General features: G+C 63.1%; 6 protein-coding genes. 4 read left to right on the top strand and 2 right to left on the bottom strand.

Going from position 1 to position 16209, the window contains the following annotated elements:
- Positions 1 to 5 precede the first annotated feature (5 nt).
- Positions 6 to 5150: a GMC oxidoreductase gene (locus tag BV034_RS32410; protein WP_050031079.1), complete on the bottom strand. Its 5145-nt coding sequence runs from the start codon at positions 5148 to 5150 to the stop codon at positions 6 to 8.
- Between the two features lie 51 nt (positions 5151 to 5201).
- Positions 5202 to 8636: a hypothetical protein gene (locus tag BV034_RS32405; RefSeq protein ID WP_050031078.1), complete on the bottom strand. Its 3435-nt coding sequence runs from the start codon at positions 8634 to 8636 to the stop codon at positions 5202 to 5204.
- 1324 nt (positions 8637 to 9960) lie between these two features.
- On the opposite strand from BV034_RS32405, the gene vccD reads away from it, so the two are divergent.
- The 4 genes from vccD (at position 9961) to vccA (ending at position 16198) form a co-directional block, all read left to right on the top strand.
- Positions 9961 to 10596: a Verru_Chthon cassette protein D gene (gene vccD / locus BV034_RS32400; RefSeq protein ID WP_081888311.1), complete on the top strand. Its 636-nt coding sequence runs from the start codon at positions 9961 to 9963 to the stop codon at positions 10594 to 10596.
- Positions 10597 to 10670: 74 nt separating this feature from the next.
- Positions 10671 to 11225, top strand: coding sequence for a Verru_Chthon cassette protein B (gene vccB, locus BV034_RS32395; protein ID WP_265593722.1), 555 nt, complete (start codon positions 10671 to 10673; stop codon positions 11223 to 11225).
- The gene (vccC, locus tag BV034_RS32390) at positions 11222 to 12289 is read left to right on the top strand and encodes a Verru_Chthon cassette protein C (RefSeq protein WP_050031075.1); all 1068 of its coding nucleotides are present in this window, start codon (positions 11222 to 11224) and stop codon (positions 12287 to 12289) included. Before vccB ends, vccC begins: the two co-directional genes overlap by 4 nt.
- 114 nt (positions 12290 to 12403) lie before the next feature.
- On the top strand, positions 12404 to 16198 hold the full coding sequence (gene vccA, locus BV034_RS32385) for a Verru_Chthon cassette protein A (RefSeq protein WP_050031074.1): 3795 nt from the start codon (positions 12404 to 12406) through the stop codon (positions 16196 to 16198).
- Positions 16199 to 16209: the final 11 nt, after the last annotated feature.

Genomic DNA, 16209 nt, shown 5'->3' with positions numbered 1-16209 from the left:
GGGGTTCAAGACCGCAACACCTGAAGTGCCACCTGCTGGCCAAGGGCCCGGTAGCTCTCCCACTGCGGATCGTCGAAGAACTGGTCAAAGGTGGACTGCTGCGGAAAGTCCGGGTAGCGGTCGCCGTAGTTCCGGATGTCCTCCGTCAAGGTGCCGCCCACGCCGGGCTTGATGACGACGAGCCATGACACCACCCCTGGTGCGGAGGCATAGGTCACCCGCGCGAGCGCCGCGTGCCGGGAACTGCCGCGCTGCAGTTCGCGGATGCCACCCAGCCTTTCCGGATCGATCCAGGCACGGACAATCTCAGACGGGAGGGGCGGCGAGCCTTCGACTCCGGCAGGTTGAGGCAGCCTGATGGCGGCGTCTTCCCACACGTCCCAGGGGTCCGGCACCATCGCCTGGCCGGCTTCTCCGGGTGAGCCATTGCCAGCCGGCCGCAGGGGACAGGAGGCATCGCGATTTGGCTCCAGCCACTCGACTTGCGCGCCGAAATCTGTGCGCACCGTCCGTGTGAGTTCCGCGAGATCCGTCCATTGGTATTTGGGGTCCTCCCCGCCGTCCACCATGAGCATGAAGGGCAGACGCCGGCGGACGAGCTCATACAACCCGGTCACGTCAAAGTGACCACCATCGCTCAAGTACCAGAACCAGCGCGAAGCTCCGTGGAAACGGCCGCGCCACTCGGAGAGCAGCATGCTCTGCATGCGGTACAAGGAAACTGGGAGCCGCTTGATGCGCCGCCAGAGGGTGTCAGGGAAGCGGCCGGGCCGTTCGCTGGCCAGGATGCCGGAGTCCCACCAGTAGCCCAGCCTCACATTGAGCAGACCCAGGAAGAGGGACATGGTGAACGTGGTACTGCGACCGGAGCCGGTCGAGAACGCGGCACCGGAGACGGCAGTCCAGGCTCCCAGTGTCAGCGGCTCCACCTCAGCGCTGTCGCTTTCCTTGCTGGCCAGCACGTGGAAGGCATTGGGATTGCTGCCTACTGGGAAAGCGCGCAGGGCGACCTTGCGCCGCTTGCCCACTGCATTGGCATCATCGCTATCCAGGCCCTCCAGCCAGCGCCGACGCTTCTGCCACTTGGGCCAGGAGTCAGGGTGCGTCCATTCGGCGAAGTATCTCCGCCCCACGCTCACCCCTTCGGGGTTGATGCACATGGGCAGGCCCTTGCGGCTTGGCACATTGCGATCCGATGCCAGGTCCACTGTCTCATTCAGACACACATTGATGAGGTGCAGCGGTCCTCCGGAGCGCTCGGGGTGATACAGGTCAAAGGGCACATCATCCATGGGATGAGCCTGTTTCACATCCGTGGCGTCGTCCGCGGTGCCCCCGTACACCCGCTCCTCATTGGAGGCTCCCAGGAATGTGCGGGTGAGCCGGGCGGCGTAGGCAGTGTGGAGGGAGGAGAGGTTCAGGAAATCAAATGCCCTGCCGATGACAAAGGAGAAGATGAGCGCCAGGACGATGGATCCCACCCCCCACATGCCGGAATCTGCCATGACCAGCTCATGGGCGAGCAGGTCCACCATGAAGACAAGAATGACCGCCAGGGGAATGCCGAAGAGCTTCGAGAGACGGGCCAGCGACAAGCCTTCACGTCCGGCCTCGCTGACCTGTTGAAGGGCCTTCATGCCCAACCAGCGCAAGATGGGAAGGCCGGGGCCCACCGCCGCCATGATGCCCACAAACAGCACGGTCACCGTCTGCTCTGCCGCGAGCCGGGCCACTGTATCCAGCAGCGCCCATCCGGTGAGTGCGGCAAAAATGATCGCCACTTCCCCGAGCGCCAGGCTCAGCCGGTTGCGCACAATCGTGCCCAAGATACGGGGGGCGACCTTCGCAGGAAGACCGCGGGTGGCGCCCCAGCGGGCCACCTCCTGCCATAGCCATGCGAGAAGCAGAATCGCTCCTGCACCCGCACCGTAGGGGAGGGATTCCGGGCTGGTCAATGCGGCGACTGAGCCAGTGAGCAGCACCAGCCAGGCGAAGAGGCCGTAGGGTGAATAAGGTCGCGTGGAGCCCCCCTTTGGAGCCAGCCAGTACGCCAGGGTGCCCGGCAGCACACCCAGAGCCAGGGCCAGCGCGGGCAGGATCCACCAAGGGGAAAGCTGGCCGACCAGGACGAATGGCCCGTTGGGCAGTCCAAATTTCTTGGTCACGAGTGCGGCCAGGCCAAAGAGGCCAAAGAGCAGAGAGCCCACCACCAGGTGAACGGTGAAAATGTTGCGCCAGAAGACAGCCAGGTTAAGCCGCAGATCCTCACCCCCGGTGGCAAAGATGTAGTTGGCATTCGTGCGCAGCCACCAGAGCGGGGGAGATGACGTGTTCTTCAGCACATCCTGCACGGCGCCGCAGGGATCTGCCGGTGCGGTCTCGCCCGGAGGTGGGGCATTAACGGTGGGACGGGTGAAGAGCCGTCCAAGGAAACTACCCACAAAGCCCCCGCCGGACACCGTGGAGAGGAAGTCCAGATTCCGCACCCGGTTGCGTGCCGCCAGGGCCTGCAGCACGCCCAGGCAGAAGGTGGCGCTACGGATGCCGCCGCCGGAGAAAGCCAGGCCCACCGAATCCTTGGGCAGCTTGATCAAAGAGTGCCGCACTGCCGGCATCTCATCGTTGGCCGGGTTGCCTGATTCCAGGGCATTGGCGGGCACAGGCACCGATGGCTGGCCTGGATAGGCCTTGTTGCGGCGGCCCAGGATGGCGCGGGCCTCACGATCCTCCACGATGGCGGGATAGCTCGCGCGATCCTCCTCCGCGAGGATGGTGTCTGCTGCCTTCTCGCTCATCATGAAGATGGGAGTGAGGATGAAATAACCCGGGATGCGCGGGAAGACTGAGGCATCGACGATGCGCAGGCCCTGCACGCCGTGCACGCGGAAGTGGCTGTCCAGCACTGCCTCCTTGTCCACGAGCTTGGTGGGGTCCGCCTGCCAGGCATCTGCCCCGATACGGCAGGTGCAGGAGGCATGGTGGCCCCAGGACTGTGTTTGGATCCACTCCCGCAGCGCATTGGAGCCGTCCTCCTTGTCCAGACCCGGCTGGATCTCGTGGACGAACTCGCGCGGGCTGCGGCGGTTGATGTCCCGCATGAACTTCACTGCATCCACGATGGCCTCCAGATCGCGCTCGCTTTCCTTGAGGTTGAAGTCGATGGACTCCTGCTGCACCAGCAGCGCGGGCGGGATGGGCAGTCCGGTGGCCTGGTAGGCTTTCATCCGGTTCTGCAGTTCCCGCGCCTTTTCGTTGTAGGAGTCAAAGCAGATTTCCGGAGCGTCGAACGGGTTCAAGGAACGCACCTTGACGTAGCCGTCATTGTTCCGGGTGTAGCCTTTCAGGATCACCCAGGACCAGATGTTGCGCTGGTCTTTGGCGGCACCGAGGGTGGGCCGGAAGAGCTCCCGTGACCAGCCCCAGTAGTACCCGCGGAAGGCGGCAGGTGCCCCGAAGGTGAAGAGGTCCGGCTCTGGTTCCTCCGCCTCCTGCACCACCTTGGAGCGGCGCAGCACGGCCACCGCCCCGCCATTGGTGCGGTAGAGACCGCTCTTGTCCTTGAGCCATTGGAGACGGGCCGGGTCGTTGTCATCGCCGGGAGTGAAGGAGAGTCCGTTCAGGGTGGAGAAGTCCTCCGCCACCTCGCTCACGATGGTGACCTCGTACCGGTCCTGCAGATTTCGGCCCACGCCGGGGAGATGGATGAACCCGGTATTTTCCGCACTGCCCGGTTTCTTGAGGGGCTGACCGTCGATCCCCGTCAGCGCCGGGGTGGGAAGTGCGTTTTTGCCGCCTTTCTGGCCGGCTTTGATCGCATTGACATCCTGCTCATTGCCGATACCGCTGAGGGTCAGGAGCTGCGGGGTATTGAAGGCCCCGCCGCAGAGGATGACCTCCCGTGCGGCGAAGTAGCGGGTGCGTTCGCCCGGGGCGTTGCCCTTGGTCTGCAGGGGGCTGGCTTCATAGAGGTAGTCGCCGCGGGCCAGCTCCACGCCCACAGCCCGGGGGGCTTCGCCCTCCGCTTGTTCAAAGAGCACCTTGGTCACGTGCACGCCCTGGTCAATCACGAGACGTTCGGGGAAGCGCGCCTGCGTTTTCAAGAGCAGCTCCCGCACCCCAGCACGGCGGCCTAGGAGGAATCGGCCCTTGTAGTCCATGGCATCGCTGCTCTCGATGCCGGTGGGAATGAGGAAAACACCCTCCGGGCTGGTCCGGCGGGTGTTGTAGTCGTTGGGATCGATGTGCTGCACGATGCGCAGCTTCACCAGGGCCTGCTTCAGCATGCCGATGAGCGGCTTGTCCTGGTGCAGGACGGCCAGCGCGGTGCCGATGAGCACGTTGAAGAAGTTCCGGTCCTTCCGGGCGATTCCGGTGACGAGGTTGGGATCGATGAAACTGGTGGGCTGCCAACCTTTGGTGCCATGCCCGCCGTCATCCAGCACCGCGCGCGGGTCGAACTGGAGCACGATCCACTGGTATCCCTTGTAGAAGATGCCCAGCAGCTTGCGGAACCACTGGTCATACGCCTTGCGGTAGAGGTTGCGCTCCATCCGGGCGAAGTAGCCCCGCATGTTCTCCGCCCGCCAGGTGTTGTCCCCCGTGAGTTCGGCGATGTACTCCCAGTCCTTGTCGTTGGGCGCGGCCATGATCATGGCGTGGTGCCCGGTGCAGCCCCCCAGGCCGGCGGACCGGGGGTAGAAGACGCCGCCCTTGCCCTTCTTGTCCCAGCCGGTGGGATCGAGGAAACGGTCGTGATACGGATAAGGCGTGTCCGCAGGTTTGCCGTCGGGGGCATCCGCAGCCGCCTGGCCGTTGGGCACCGGCTGGTTCAGCCGGTTGTATTTGTCATCCAGCTTCTGCCGGGCGTCATCGGCATAGTGCCGCACGGAGAACTGCCAGCTCATCTCCAGGTCCTCGGTGGCCGCCCCGTGGTAGCCCGGGACCTGGTTGACCTCCCCGGGTCCCGCATTGGGAAAGACGCTGGACTTGTGCTCCAGCGGGTCCCGCCCCGCCTCCAGCACCAGCACCCGCTTGCCCGCCAGCGCCAGACGGGACGCTAGCGGCCCACCGCCGGCCCCGGAGCCGACGATGATGTAGTCAAACGGGGTGTCGGTGGGACTTTGTGCCTGTTGAAGGAGTTCCTGGCTCATGCGGGGCGTGACGTGAGGTGAGATGAGATGACGGGATCTGGAGGAATGAGGTCAGAGGGTCTTGAGGAACTCGATGAGCGCCTCTTTCTCGTCGGGCTTGAGCTGCTCCCCAAACAAGTGGCCGCGATCCAGCACGTAGTCCGGGCACTTGCTCGCCTCCACGAGGCCGGGCAGGGCTTTCTCGCTGAAGACCTTGTAGGCGTCGTCCCCGGTCAGGTGTTGTTTCCTGATGTCCACCGTGGCGCGTACCAACCCCAGGATGGCGGCCGGGAGCTTGCTCTTCTTCTCCGGATCCAGGTTCATGAGGAGGTCCACCGGGGTGCCGCGCGGGATGGGGCCCACGTTCACGCCCTTGTAGTCGCCGCTGAGCAGGCTGTCTGGCAGGACGGCCAGGGGCAGGGGCACATCGCGCAGGCGACCGGTCAGGAACTTGTTGGCCAGAATGCCGCCCAGGAAGGTGCCGACGAAGAGGAGGGCAAAGAGCCACCTCACCAGCTTGCGCGGCTCCTTGTTGGTGAGTAGCAGCCACAAGCCCACCGCGGCCACCGCCACCACGGCCAGCCACCAGAGCCAGTGGGCCATTTCGAGCATGCCGCTGGCGGCCATCATCAGGGCACCCGGCACGGTGCCACCCATGCCGCCCAATCCCGTGCCTGCCAGCACGCCGGCGATGAGCACGGCCACCAGGATCACCAGGATGCCCGCATGACGCGCCCGACCCCAGAAGAGCCCGGCCAGGAAAAGGAGACCCAGAATCACCCAGAGCCAGAAGCTGAGCAGGCGGAAGGCAAACTTGCCCGCCACCCCGGTGATCAGGGGTTCGGTAAAGGAGGGGGCAAACTCCACCATCGTGTCATTGGGCAGACGGTAGATGTAGCCGGGGTCCTCTTTATAGGGGCCGCCGTCGCGGCGCAGGTCGCCCGGCGGCACATAGAGCGCCTTGCCATCTCCGTAGGTGGTGTAGGTGGGGCGTTTCTCATTCCAGAGGAGCTTGCGAATCCCGTCGTCGAACGCCTCCATACGGCCCTTCACCGAGGGATCCTGGTTGTAGAGGCCGAGGGCGTTGTTGTGGAAGTACGGTGCCGTGCTCCACACGCTGATGAGCGAGGCGGGCCGATAGTACCCGGGGCCGCCTTTCTCCCGACCATCGTTGTAGCGGTCATCAGGGGTCTTGGTGGCGACGTTGTAGAAGTAGATGTCCCCAACGGAGGGCAGGTTCTTGAAGGACTCCGAGGAGAAATTGTCCCACACATTGCCGCGGATGGCGTTGGTGGCCATGGCGCGGGCGGAGTTGGTGCCCACCAGGGTCACGGGCACGCGCAGTTCGTTGGAGAGGAAGTTGTCCTTGATGAAGGCATCCTCGGCATCGGGGGTGGCCGGTCCATCGCCTGCCAGCGCCTGCATGCGGGCGCGGAAGTCCGCCATCATCGGGCTGGCGCGGAAGGCCTCCCATTCGCCGTAGCGGGAGGGCAGGGTGTACACGGCGGGCTCATCCAGCTTCGGCACCGGTTTGCTCTCCCAGTCCTCGGCAAAGCGGAGGTCAAAGCCATCCGGCTGTTTGCTGGAGTGGCAGATGGAGCAGTTGTTCAGGAAGACGCGTCGTCCCTTGGACAGAAGCCCGGCATCCGTGCTGAGGTGTTTGGTGCCTTCCGTGACGGCTTTGCCAGCGCCGTCCAGCGTCGCCGCACCGTCTGGCAGCCATTGGGGCCCCGCGTCCTTCAGCTTCATGGGCGCGGTGCTCTTCGGCACGGTGCCGCTGGCCCCTAGCAGGAAGAAGTCCGCCATGTAGCCCACGCGGTACTTCTCGTTCACATTCCAGTACACGGAGTTGGTCCGGTTGGTGGCGATGGAGAAGGGCCGTTGTTTCGTGAACCCGATCACCGGGTTGTCACAGCGGGCCCACTGCTCTGAGAACACGCCGATGTTCAGCGGCACGCGCGCCAGGGCGGCGAAGACGCCGCAGCTGTCCTCACCGGGGAAGAGCACCATGGGGAAGTGCCGCATGTCTTTGCCGGCGGGCGGGGGATCCAGGGTATAACGAGCAGGTTCCCCGTCTTCCAGACTCTGCATCAGCAGGTTGGTGGGGCTCTGCTTTTCCGGGGGCTTCACCTTGGCCCGGGCGATGCGGGCCGGCAGGTCAAACACGGCGTTGATGACATTGGTGTTGTTGAGCTGGTCCGTGCTCACCAGGGAGGTGTCGATGGTGCCGGGCGGCTGGCTGGCCAGGAAGTGGTGCAGGAAGTTGTTGCGCGGCAGCAGGTTCGCGGTAATGGGCTGGGCCTCCCAGTACTGGCCGCCGATCACGGAGGAGAGGTTCTCCCACTTGGGGTTCTCCACATCCGCCGGTGGGTTGAGCGGGTGCGGGGCCACGTGGCAGAAGCCGCAGGACATGCTCACGCGGAAGGGGCGGATGAGGTTCAGGTCCTTGTTGATCTTGGGATCAGTGTAGAAGTTTGAGTGCGTGGAGCTCTCCACCCTTTCCTTCCAGTAGGCACGGGCCCGCTCTGCGTCATCGGTGTCTCCGAAGAAGTCCGGGTTGAGCATGAGCCGCAGGCCGAAGATGCCGCTGGGGTAACCATAGACGGTGTAGTCGAGCCCGTCGCGAGGCATCATGGCCTGCACCTTGTAGTAGAGGTCGGGATCGCCAGGCTTGAAGAGGTCGGTGCCCCGGTGGCTGGAGGGTGGCTTGGGCAGTCCCACCGGCGGGTTCACGGCCCGGCCCTGGGCGTCTGTTGTTTCCTCATTCTCAGCGTTGTAGGTCTTGGGGCGGAGCAGGGCCTTGTCGCCGTCTGGCCGGTCGATGTACAGGCCCAGGATGCGCTCATCCGGCCCGGCACCGCGGAATCCGGGCTGGTTGATCATGCCCGCGGATTTGAAGCGGTTGTTCCGCTGCCGGGAGTCCATGAGCACGAGGAAGTCTGTGATGCCGTAGCCCTGCTCCTGCAGCCAGCCCCAGAAGGTGTCGTTCCCGCCTCCCCAGAGCAGCCAGGTATTCCGGCCGCGAATGGCGTTGCGCTCCTTGTCATCCACCTTGCCATCCCGGTTCACGTCATAGTCGAGAGGCTTCAAGACCCCCGAGGTGGGATCCGCCACCCAGTCCATCTGCCAGAAGACATCACGCTGCTCCGCAGGAAAGCACTCCGCCGTGCGCGGGTACACCGGGGTGCCCCGGATGGTTTTCCCACCGAGAGCTTCGTCCACCGCCTCGTTCGGATCGATGGCTTTGCGCAGCTCGGCAATCATTGGCGGCACACCGCCGCTCTCGGGATTGTAGGGGCCGCCGTAGGGGCTCCCGCCGGACTTTCCAGAACTGGTCGTGCCTCCGGTGCCGGCATCGTGCGCGGCAAGGGGTGCGGAAACTGCGCAGAAAAGCAGTGTTGAGACCAGCGTCACCGCCAGAGGGTGCAGGGCGCTGCGGCCCGGACGGGCTTGAGGAGGGCAGGAGCTGCCAGGTATCCTGATGGAGGTGGGCACTTTCATCATCATGAGGGGTGGACGGCTGTAGTTAGAGAAAGCAAAAAGCGGAGGACAGTTCGGCTGGTGGGCACAGTCGAGAGAGGGCATGCCGGAGGACGGTCCCGCCGGGCATAGGGGTGCAGTACAGGGCTGGCATCGGCAGTTTGCTGCCGCCTTTCCAAATCCGTCCGGTACCGCCTTGTAAGCGGTCGGCCATTGTCCCCTAGATCCCTGCAAACCCATTAGGGCATCAACAAAACACGGCCTTGGGTTTTGTCTGTCCGTCAACAGGGATGAAAACCCCGCAAGGTTTTGCCTACAACCGGGCGTCTGGATTTTGCCTGTCGTTGTCTGTTGGTGTTTACCCCGCTGCTCTAGAGAGCAGGCGGGAATGGGCTGGGGATGCCCTGACACTGCTTCCTGACATTCTTGTCAGGAATCCGTCCACAGAGGGTAGTAAATGCCCCGTTTATTGCGGCTTTGAGAACGAGCGACTGGACCGCCAAACCACGGGAAGTTGGAGGGCAGGTCGGCGGCTCCATCTGGCACCTGGATGAGCGGGTGATTGGGTGGGTTGGCGGCTGCTGCCACAACCCAATGGGATGCCCATCCTCAGGATCCCTGTCCGCTTCGTGGCCTTCGGCCCATGGCTGAACTCTTTGGGCCCTTTTGGTCCCGAATGATCGTCTCAAAACAAACCCCCAACCTCGCTCAAACGTGTTGGGTACATCCAGAAAAAACCAGGAGGGATCCAGCTGAACGTTGTCCGGAATTGTCTTTCTTAAATTCCGTGAATTTTCACCTGAGTGGCTGGACGTTCCAAGCGGCACCAATCTTCCAAGATAAGAATAAACTTCTGCATAGAGGAAACTATTTTCGGCTGAAAGATTGACGCATTGTGCGTTTCCCGGGTGTTTGCTATTACGGGGTGGGGTGATTTACGTGCATGGGATTGAGCGAATCAGCGCCGGACTTGAAGGATTGTTACTCCTGAAACTAGTGAAAGCGGTTCGCCAACGCGTGCTGCTTTCTACGCGGAATCTTTAGGTAAGATGCGTGAAATAACTGGTGATGAATGGGAGGGATTGCGACTTGATCGCACTCTCTGAAGGTCGTTTTCTAGATGAAATCCCCCTTCCTGTTTTTTTAGCTCATTGGAAACAACTACTTTGGTTATATGGAAATAATGCCTCGCCTCTGAAACGGTGCGTTGCCGACATGTGTATTTACCCTGGAAATACGCGACGCTGCAACGCCCCTCCCGGATGGAGGCCTTGACCCCAATTGAAAAACACCTGTCCAGAGCACGATCATTTGAGCAGTAGATAGAGACGACACCATGAGATCAGGAACGATGAATCAACTGACCCGGCAGCGGAAAGGGTCGTGCTCAGCCTTCACCCTGGTGGAGCTTCTCGTGGTGATCTCACTTGTGGCGCTCTTGATTGGGCTTGCCGTACCCGCCACAAGCGGCACCCTCAAAGCCAACCAGATCTCCATGGGCATCCAGACGGTGGTGGATGAGCTGAGCGTCGCCCGGCAGACCGCGCTGGCCCACAACCGCGTCGTCGAGGTGCGCTTTTACAAATTCAACACGCCAGAGCGCATGGCTTCCACCGATGAAGTCGCCGCGTTGCAGACATTTCTTTTCGATGAGACGAATACCATTGCGAAACCGGTGGGGGAGGTAAAGCATCTCCCTCATGGCGCGGTGGTAAGTGACGACCCATCGCTCTCCAGCGTTCTCAGCACCAGTCGGGTCAAGGTCTGGACAGACACTGATCCGAAGGTCCCCTTGATGCGTGGGATTGATGTCAGCTACACCGCGTATCGCATTCGGTTTCGCCCGGATGGCGCGACGGATCTTGGGACGGGGGAGTGGTTCCTGACCGTTCATGGCAGCAAGGACACCGGATCCCCGCCGCCCAACCACGCGACCATCCAGATAGACCCCTTCAACGGGTCTCTGCGTCTCTACCGTCCGGGTTGAGGCATCCAGGCACCTTCTTCTTTTTACCGATTTATTGTCGCAATTTCACTCGCGTAAATACCATGCACACACAGTTGAAATCCAATTCCTCCACGCGAGCTGGCAAGGGAGGTTTTTCGCTCGTCGAGATTACCATCGCCACCGGGATCGCGGCATTCGGGCTCATCACCCTGCTGGGCCTTCTCCCATCGGGGATGACCACGTTCCGCGATGCGATGAACGTCACGGTTTCGTCCCAGATCGCACAACGACTTATCAAGGAAGCGGTGCAGACCGACTATGACACCCTTGTGAATGTCGCCAGCGGCACCACGCCGCCTGCGGGCGTTCCCGTGATCAAGGACCGGCGTTATTTCAATGACGAGGGTGTGGAGCTACAGCCCGCGGATGCGGCCAAGGCCGTCTTTCATGCCCACATCCGGGTGATGCCTGGCACCAGTCTTCCCACTGTGGGTGGAACCGTGGACAACAACTCACTCGCGACGGTGACGGTCCAGGTGGCCCTCAATCCTTCCAATCGCAACCTTACGGTCATCGGTGGCAGCGGCAGCCCGCTTTCCGGCACCCTGGACCCGGCTTCAAAGATCCCCTTTGTCACCTACACCAGCCACATCGCCAAAGTGAAATGAGCCGTCCAACGCCCATCCCCCGACGCAAGAGGCGGGGCTTCACGCTGGTGGAGCTGCTGCTTTCCATGACGGTGCTTGCCATTCTGTTGCTGGTCATTGTTCAGGTGACAAGCCAGACGAGCAATGTCTGGCGCAGCACCACCGCCAAGGCTGACCAGTTCCGGGAAGCGCGGGATGCCTTCGAGGCCATCACGCGCAATCTCTCCCAGGCTACGCTGAACACCTACTACGACTACTTCAACGCGGCTGGCCAGCGTCGCACCCAGGCGAATGCTGCGACCTTCATTCCGGCGAAGTATGGGCGTTACTCGGAGCTTAAGTTTCAGGTGGGTGCCACCAGCACCCTGTTGGGCACCGGTGCCGACCGTCAGCCGGGACATGCCATGTTCTTCCAGGCACCGCTGGGCTTTTCCAATGACACCACCAACACTTCGCTGAATAGCCTGCTGAACACGTGGGGCTACTTTGTGGACTTCCGTCCGGATACGGACCGGCCCGGGTTCGTGCCGGGGAGCACGCGGTACCGCTTCCGCCTGGTGGAGTACATGCAGCCCACGGAGCAGCTCAAAATCTACGACGATGCTACGAAGTGGCTGGATGACGCGAAGGTGGCGAACAGCCCGCGCACCCATGTGCTGGCCAGTAACATCATTGCGCTGTTCATCCTGCCAAAACTGCCCGCCAAAGGCCCGGTCAATGACCCCACGGTGGACCCCACCGGGGCGAAGCTGGCCCCGCAGTACGCCTACGACTCTACCACCACGGGCAGTGCCGCTGCGAACGGGGCGGAATACAACAGCCTGAACCAGCTCCCCCCGCTGGTGGAGGTGACGATGGTGGCCATTGATGAGGCCTCCGCCGTGAAGCTGGAGCGCCAGTACGGCAACTCGCCGCCGAACTTTGGCCTCGCCACCATGTTCAAGGATGCCAGCCCTGCGAAGCGGGAGCAGGACATGGAGGCCCTCTCCGGCTACCTCACCGCGCACGGCATCAGCTTCCGCGTCTTCAGTACGGAGGTGAGCCTCCGGGGCGCGAAGTGGAGCCGTGAGCAGACTGCCAACTGATCCGCTCCGTCCCATCTCGCACCGGGAGGCAGCGCGACCGCCCCGCCCCGCCGCCTTTCCTAGAACTCCGCCCCTTACCCCTCCACAGCCCCCTCCAGCCGGCACCTGCAGCCCATGAAGCCTTCCCAATCTCCCACGTCCCCATCACAACCCCGGCGCACGGGTGCAGGAAACAAGCGCGGTGTGGCCCTGATCGTGGTCCTGAGCTGCCTGATGCTCGTCTGCGGGCTGGTGCTCTCGTTCTTCCTGAGCATCTCCACCGAGACCAAGGCCTCCAAGCTGGCTGACAGTGGCGGGCGCAGCCGGGACCTGACTGACACGGCAACGAACTTGGTGATGGCGCAGATCCGTGCGGCCACCACGCTGGGCTCTGAGGTGGCCTGGGCTTCCCAGCCGGGGATGATCCGCACCTATGCCGACAGTTCCGGCACGGGCGCGGGCCGCTTCCCCCGGGCCAACTACAAGCTGTACTCCGCGAAGAACATGGTGTGGAAGTCCGGGGGAGGGGAGTTCGACCCCACGGAGGACCTGGAAACGACCTGGTCCACCAACCCGAACCATTTCACGGACCTGAACCTGCCCGTGAAGGATCTCCAGAACGTGGACCAGTACCCGATTGTTGATCCTCGATCCCTGGATCTTCCGGCGAATCAGCGTCCGCAGGGGTTTGACATCGTGGGTGCCCCTCTGAGCACCACCACGCCCACCGGAGCCACCATCAACAAGGCACCCATGCCCGTACGCTGGTTGTATGTGCTGCGGGATGGGCAACTCACCGCGCCCACGGGCGGCAACGGCAGCACGGCGACATGGACAGGTGCCAATGCTCCCACGATGGACAACCCCATCGCCGGGCGCATCGCCTTCTGGACGGATGACGATACCAACAAGGTCAACATCAACACCGCTGCCGGAGATGTGTGGACGCCCAGCACCGCTGCTGCCTACGCCGCCCCCGAGGCCGGCTCCTACTGGGCTCCGCCGCATGTGAACACCGTCTTTGACAAGCAGGCGCTGGCCAACTTCCAGCCGGCGCAGGGCGAGTACCAGCGCTACCCCGGGCACCCGGCCACCACGTATCTCTCCGCCGTCTTCCCCACGCTCACCCGGGATCAGATCGGCATCATTGCCAGCCGCATTCAGACGGGCGGTTCCAAAGGGGGCACGGCCATCGCGGGCGGCGCCGCGGGAAATGAGTTCGTCACGCCGGACTCGGACCGCCTCTACGCCTCCATTGATGAGCTTGTGTATGACCCCCGGCGCCTGAGCCAGTCCGCCATCGACAAGGCCACCCTGGAGCGCAGCCGCTTCTTCCTCACCGCGCAGAGCCGCGCGCCGGAGACGAACCTCTTCAACCAGCCGCGCGTGGCCATGTGGCCTGTGCACAAGGACACCTCCTCCACCTACCGCACCGCGTTTGACAAGCTCATCGCCTTCTGCAGTCGCGTGGGTTCAGGGTATGACTACTACTTCAGCCGCGCCAGCTCCACCAGCCCCACGCTGGACTACGAGGGGGCGAGCCCCGGCGACGCGGGACCGAAACGCAACCGCGAGCTCTATGCCTATCTGCAAAACCTCACGGCGCGGCCCGTTCCGGGTTTTGGAGGCAACTTCCTCGCCAAGTATCCCCAGCCCGCCGGAGCCGATGCGTCAGACCGCGACCAGATCCTGACGGAGATCTTCGACTATGTGCGCAGCACGAACCTGCATGATGACCTCCTGAAGGAGGCAGGCGGCACGCCCTTCACCCCTGTGCAGGGGACCAAGGGGCACGGCCAGGTTGCCCCCATCCACATCGGCAGCACGCAGGGTTTCGGCCGCTTCTACACCATCTCAGAGGCGGGGATTGCCTTCATCTGCACAGCCGATGGCAAGGTGGCGGAGAGCAACACGTCTGCGAACAAGACGCTGCCAACGGGTACCACGCTCACCAATACGCAGCGGCAGGTGGAAGCCATCTTGATGCTGGAGCTCTTCTCCCCCGGGCGTGGCTCGGTAGGCATCCATCCCGACATGCGCATCAAGGTGACAGGGCTGGAGACGATGCGTCTCGGTGCCACGCTGATGGGATTCCCTGCGGAAGGCGTGATCGCGCTGAATACGGCGGGTTCCTCCCTCTACCACGGTCGCTCCTGGGGCGGCACGGGCGGCTTCCGCCTGCCCCTGTACAACGGCACCAATCGCCGGGTGCCCGCTCGCGGGCACATGCCCGCGGATGCCGGCCTGAACGCCACCAATGTGTATCCCTTTGTGAGCCAACCGATCACGGTCAATGCGGCGACGGACACCTCCACCATGATCTTCAGTGGTGGCGGCAACGTGGTGTTGGAGCTGCACTCCGGCAACTCAGGCATCATGGATGAAACGACGCGGATGCAGACCATCCGGCTGCAGTTCCAGACCTATGCCAGCATGCCGATTCCCAAGCTCATCACCACCGGTACGCCGGATGCGCCGAACAGCAGCGCGGGTAGCACCAGCGCCCCTGCCACGGACATGCGCAACTGGTGGAGCTTCTCCTCCGATGGCGCAGTGAGCGGCTACCCCGGCCGCTTGAGTGCCATCAACCGCAACCCCGGTAGCAGCACCACGGTGCCTTACTCCGGCAGCGTCTTCCGCAATGAGGATGTGCTGCGCAGCCTGCTGCCGCTCCACAGTGACTTCCGCCTGATCGCGGCCAGCAATGATGTGCCCATTGGCGTCTTTGAGATTCATCCCAAGTACAAGACGAACTCTCCGCTGGCGCACGCCTATACGGAGACCATCGGGGCCAACTACATCCAGGGAGGGGATGTCTCAGGCAAGTTTCTCGCCGGTGCCTCCTATGCCTCCAACGTGGCACCAGATGTCCCCTCCAGCGACACAACACTGACCGCTACGAACGCCGCCACCGCCACGGGCGACTGGGATACTGGTATCGCCACCTACACCGACGGCCCGTACATCAACAAGCCGGATGAAGGAAACAACGCCCGCAAGAACACGGATGGCTCCTCCGGAGCTGTGCCGTACTATGACCGCAATGAGCAAGCCGCCGCCTTGGGGGCAACTTTCTTCTCGCCCAACCGGCAGATTTCCTCCCCCGTGATGTTTGGCTCCCTGCCCACGGGGCTGAAGGCCCAGAAGCCGTGGCAGACGCTCCTCTTCCGCCCGCACACGGGCACCGGGGCCACGCACAAAGGGGCAGACTCCCCAGCGGACCATCTGCTGCTGGACCTCTTCTGGATGCCCATTGTGGAGCCTTACGCCATCAGCGAGCCCTTCTCCACTGCGGGGAAGATCGCCATGAACTGGCAGCTCATGCCCTTCACCTACATTGAGCGTACCACCGGTCTGCACGCCCTCTTTCGCAGTGAGCGGGTGGTGGCCATTCCCAAGGCGGATGCCAACAAATACAAGGGCAGTGCACCCAACACCTACCGCTACGCCATCGATGCGGCGGAGACGCTCAAGCAGTTCCGCGAGCGTTTCAACACGCAGAAGGATCTCTTCCGCTCCGCCAGTGAGCTGTGCAGTCTTTACCTCGTACCCGAGGGGCAGACTCTGGCGAACATGGGGACCTTCTGGACCACAAACAGCCTCACGGGGGACAACCTGAAGGAGCGGCCCTACTCCACGCTCTACCCGCGGCTCACCACCAAGTCCAACACCTACACCGTGCACTACAAGGTGCAGGTGCTGCGCCAGGCCGCCCGGAGCCGTGGCAATGATGCGGCAGCCTGGGCCAGCTGGGATGACCGCAAGGACGAGGTGCTCTCCGAGGCTCGTGGTTCCTCCACCATCGAACGCTATGTGGACCCGGCAGACCCGAACCTGCCGGACTACGCCACCCTCCCCAGCTCCTCCACGGACTCGCTGGACCGGTACTACCGCTTCCGCGTGATCAACACCAAGAAATTCGCTCCCTGATTCTTTCCCTC

It is taken from the genome of Verrucomicrobium sp. BvORR034 (genome assembly GCF_000739635.1).
Taxonomy (GTDB): Bacteria; Verrucomicrobiota; Verrucomicrobiia; order Verrucomicrobiales; family Verrucomicrobiaceae; genus Verrucomicrobium.
The sequence above is the reverse complement of the archived record's forward strand: the minus strand, read 5'-3'. Positions and strand labels throughout refer to the sequence as shown.

Excerpts from the sequence above, each read along its gene's own strand:
- BV034_RS32410 (WP_050031079.1), bottom strand. The coding sequence starts at position 5,150 with ATGAGCCAGGAACTCCTTCAACAGGCACAAAGTCCCACCGACACCCCG.
- BV034_RS32405 (WP_050031078.1), bottom strand. The coding sequence starts at position 8,636 with ATGATGATGAAAGTGCCCACCTCCATCAGGATACCTGGCAGCTCCTGC.
- vccD (WP_081888311.1), top strand. The coding sequence starts at position 9,961 with ATGAATCAACTGACCCGGCAGCGGAAAGGGTCGTGCTCAGCCTTCACC.
- vccC (WP_050031075.1), top strand. The coding sequence starts at position 11,222 with ATGAGCCGTCCAACGCCCATCCCCCGACGCAAGAGGCGGGGCTTCACG.
- vccA (WP_050031074.1), top strand. The coding sequence starts at position 12,404 with ATGAAGCCTTCCCAATCTCCCACGTCCCCATCACAACCCCGGCGCACG.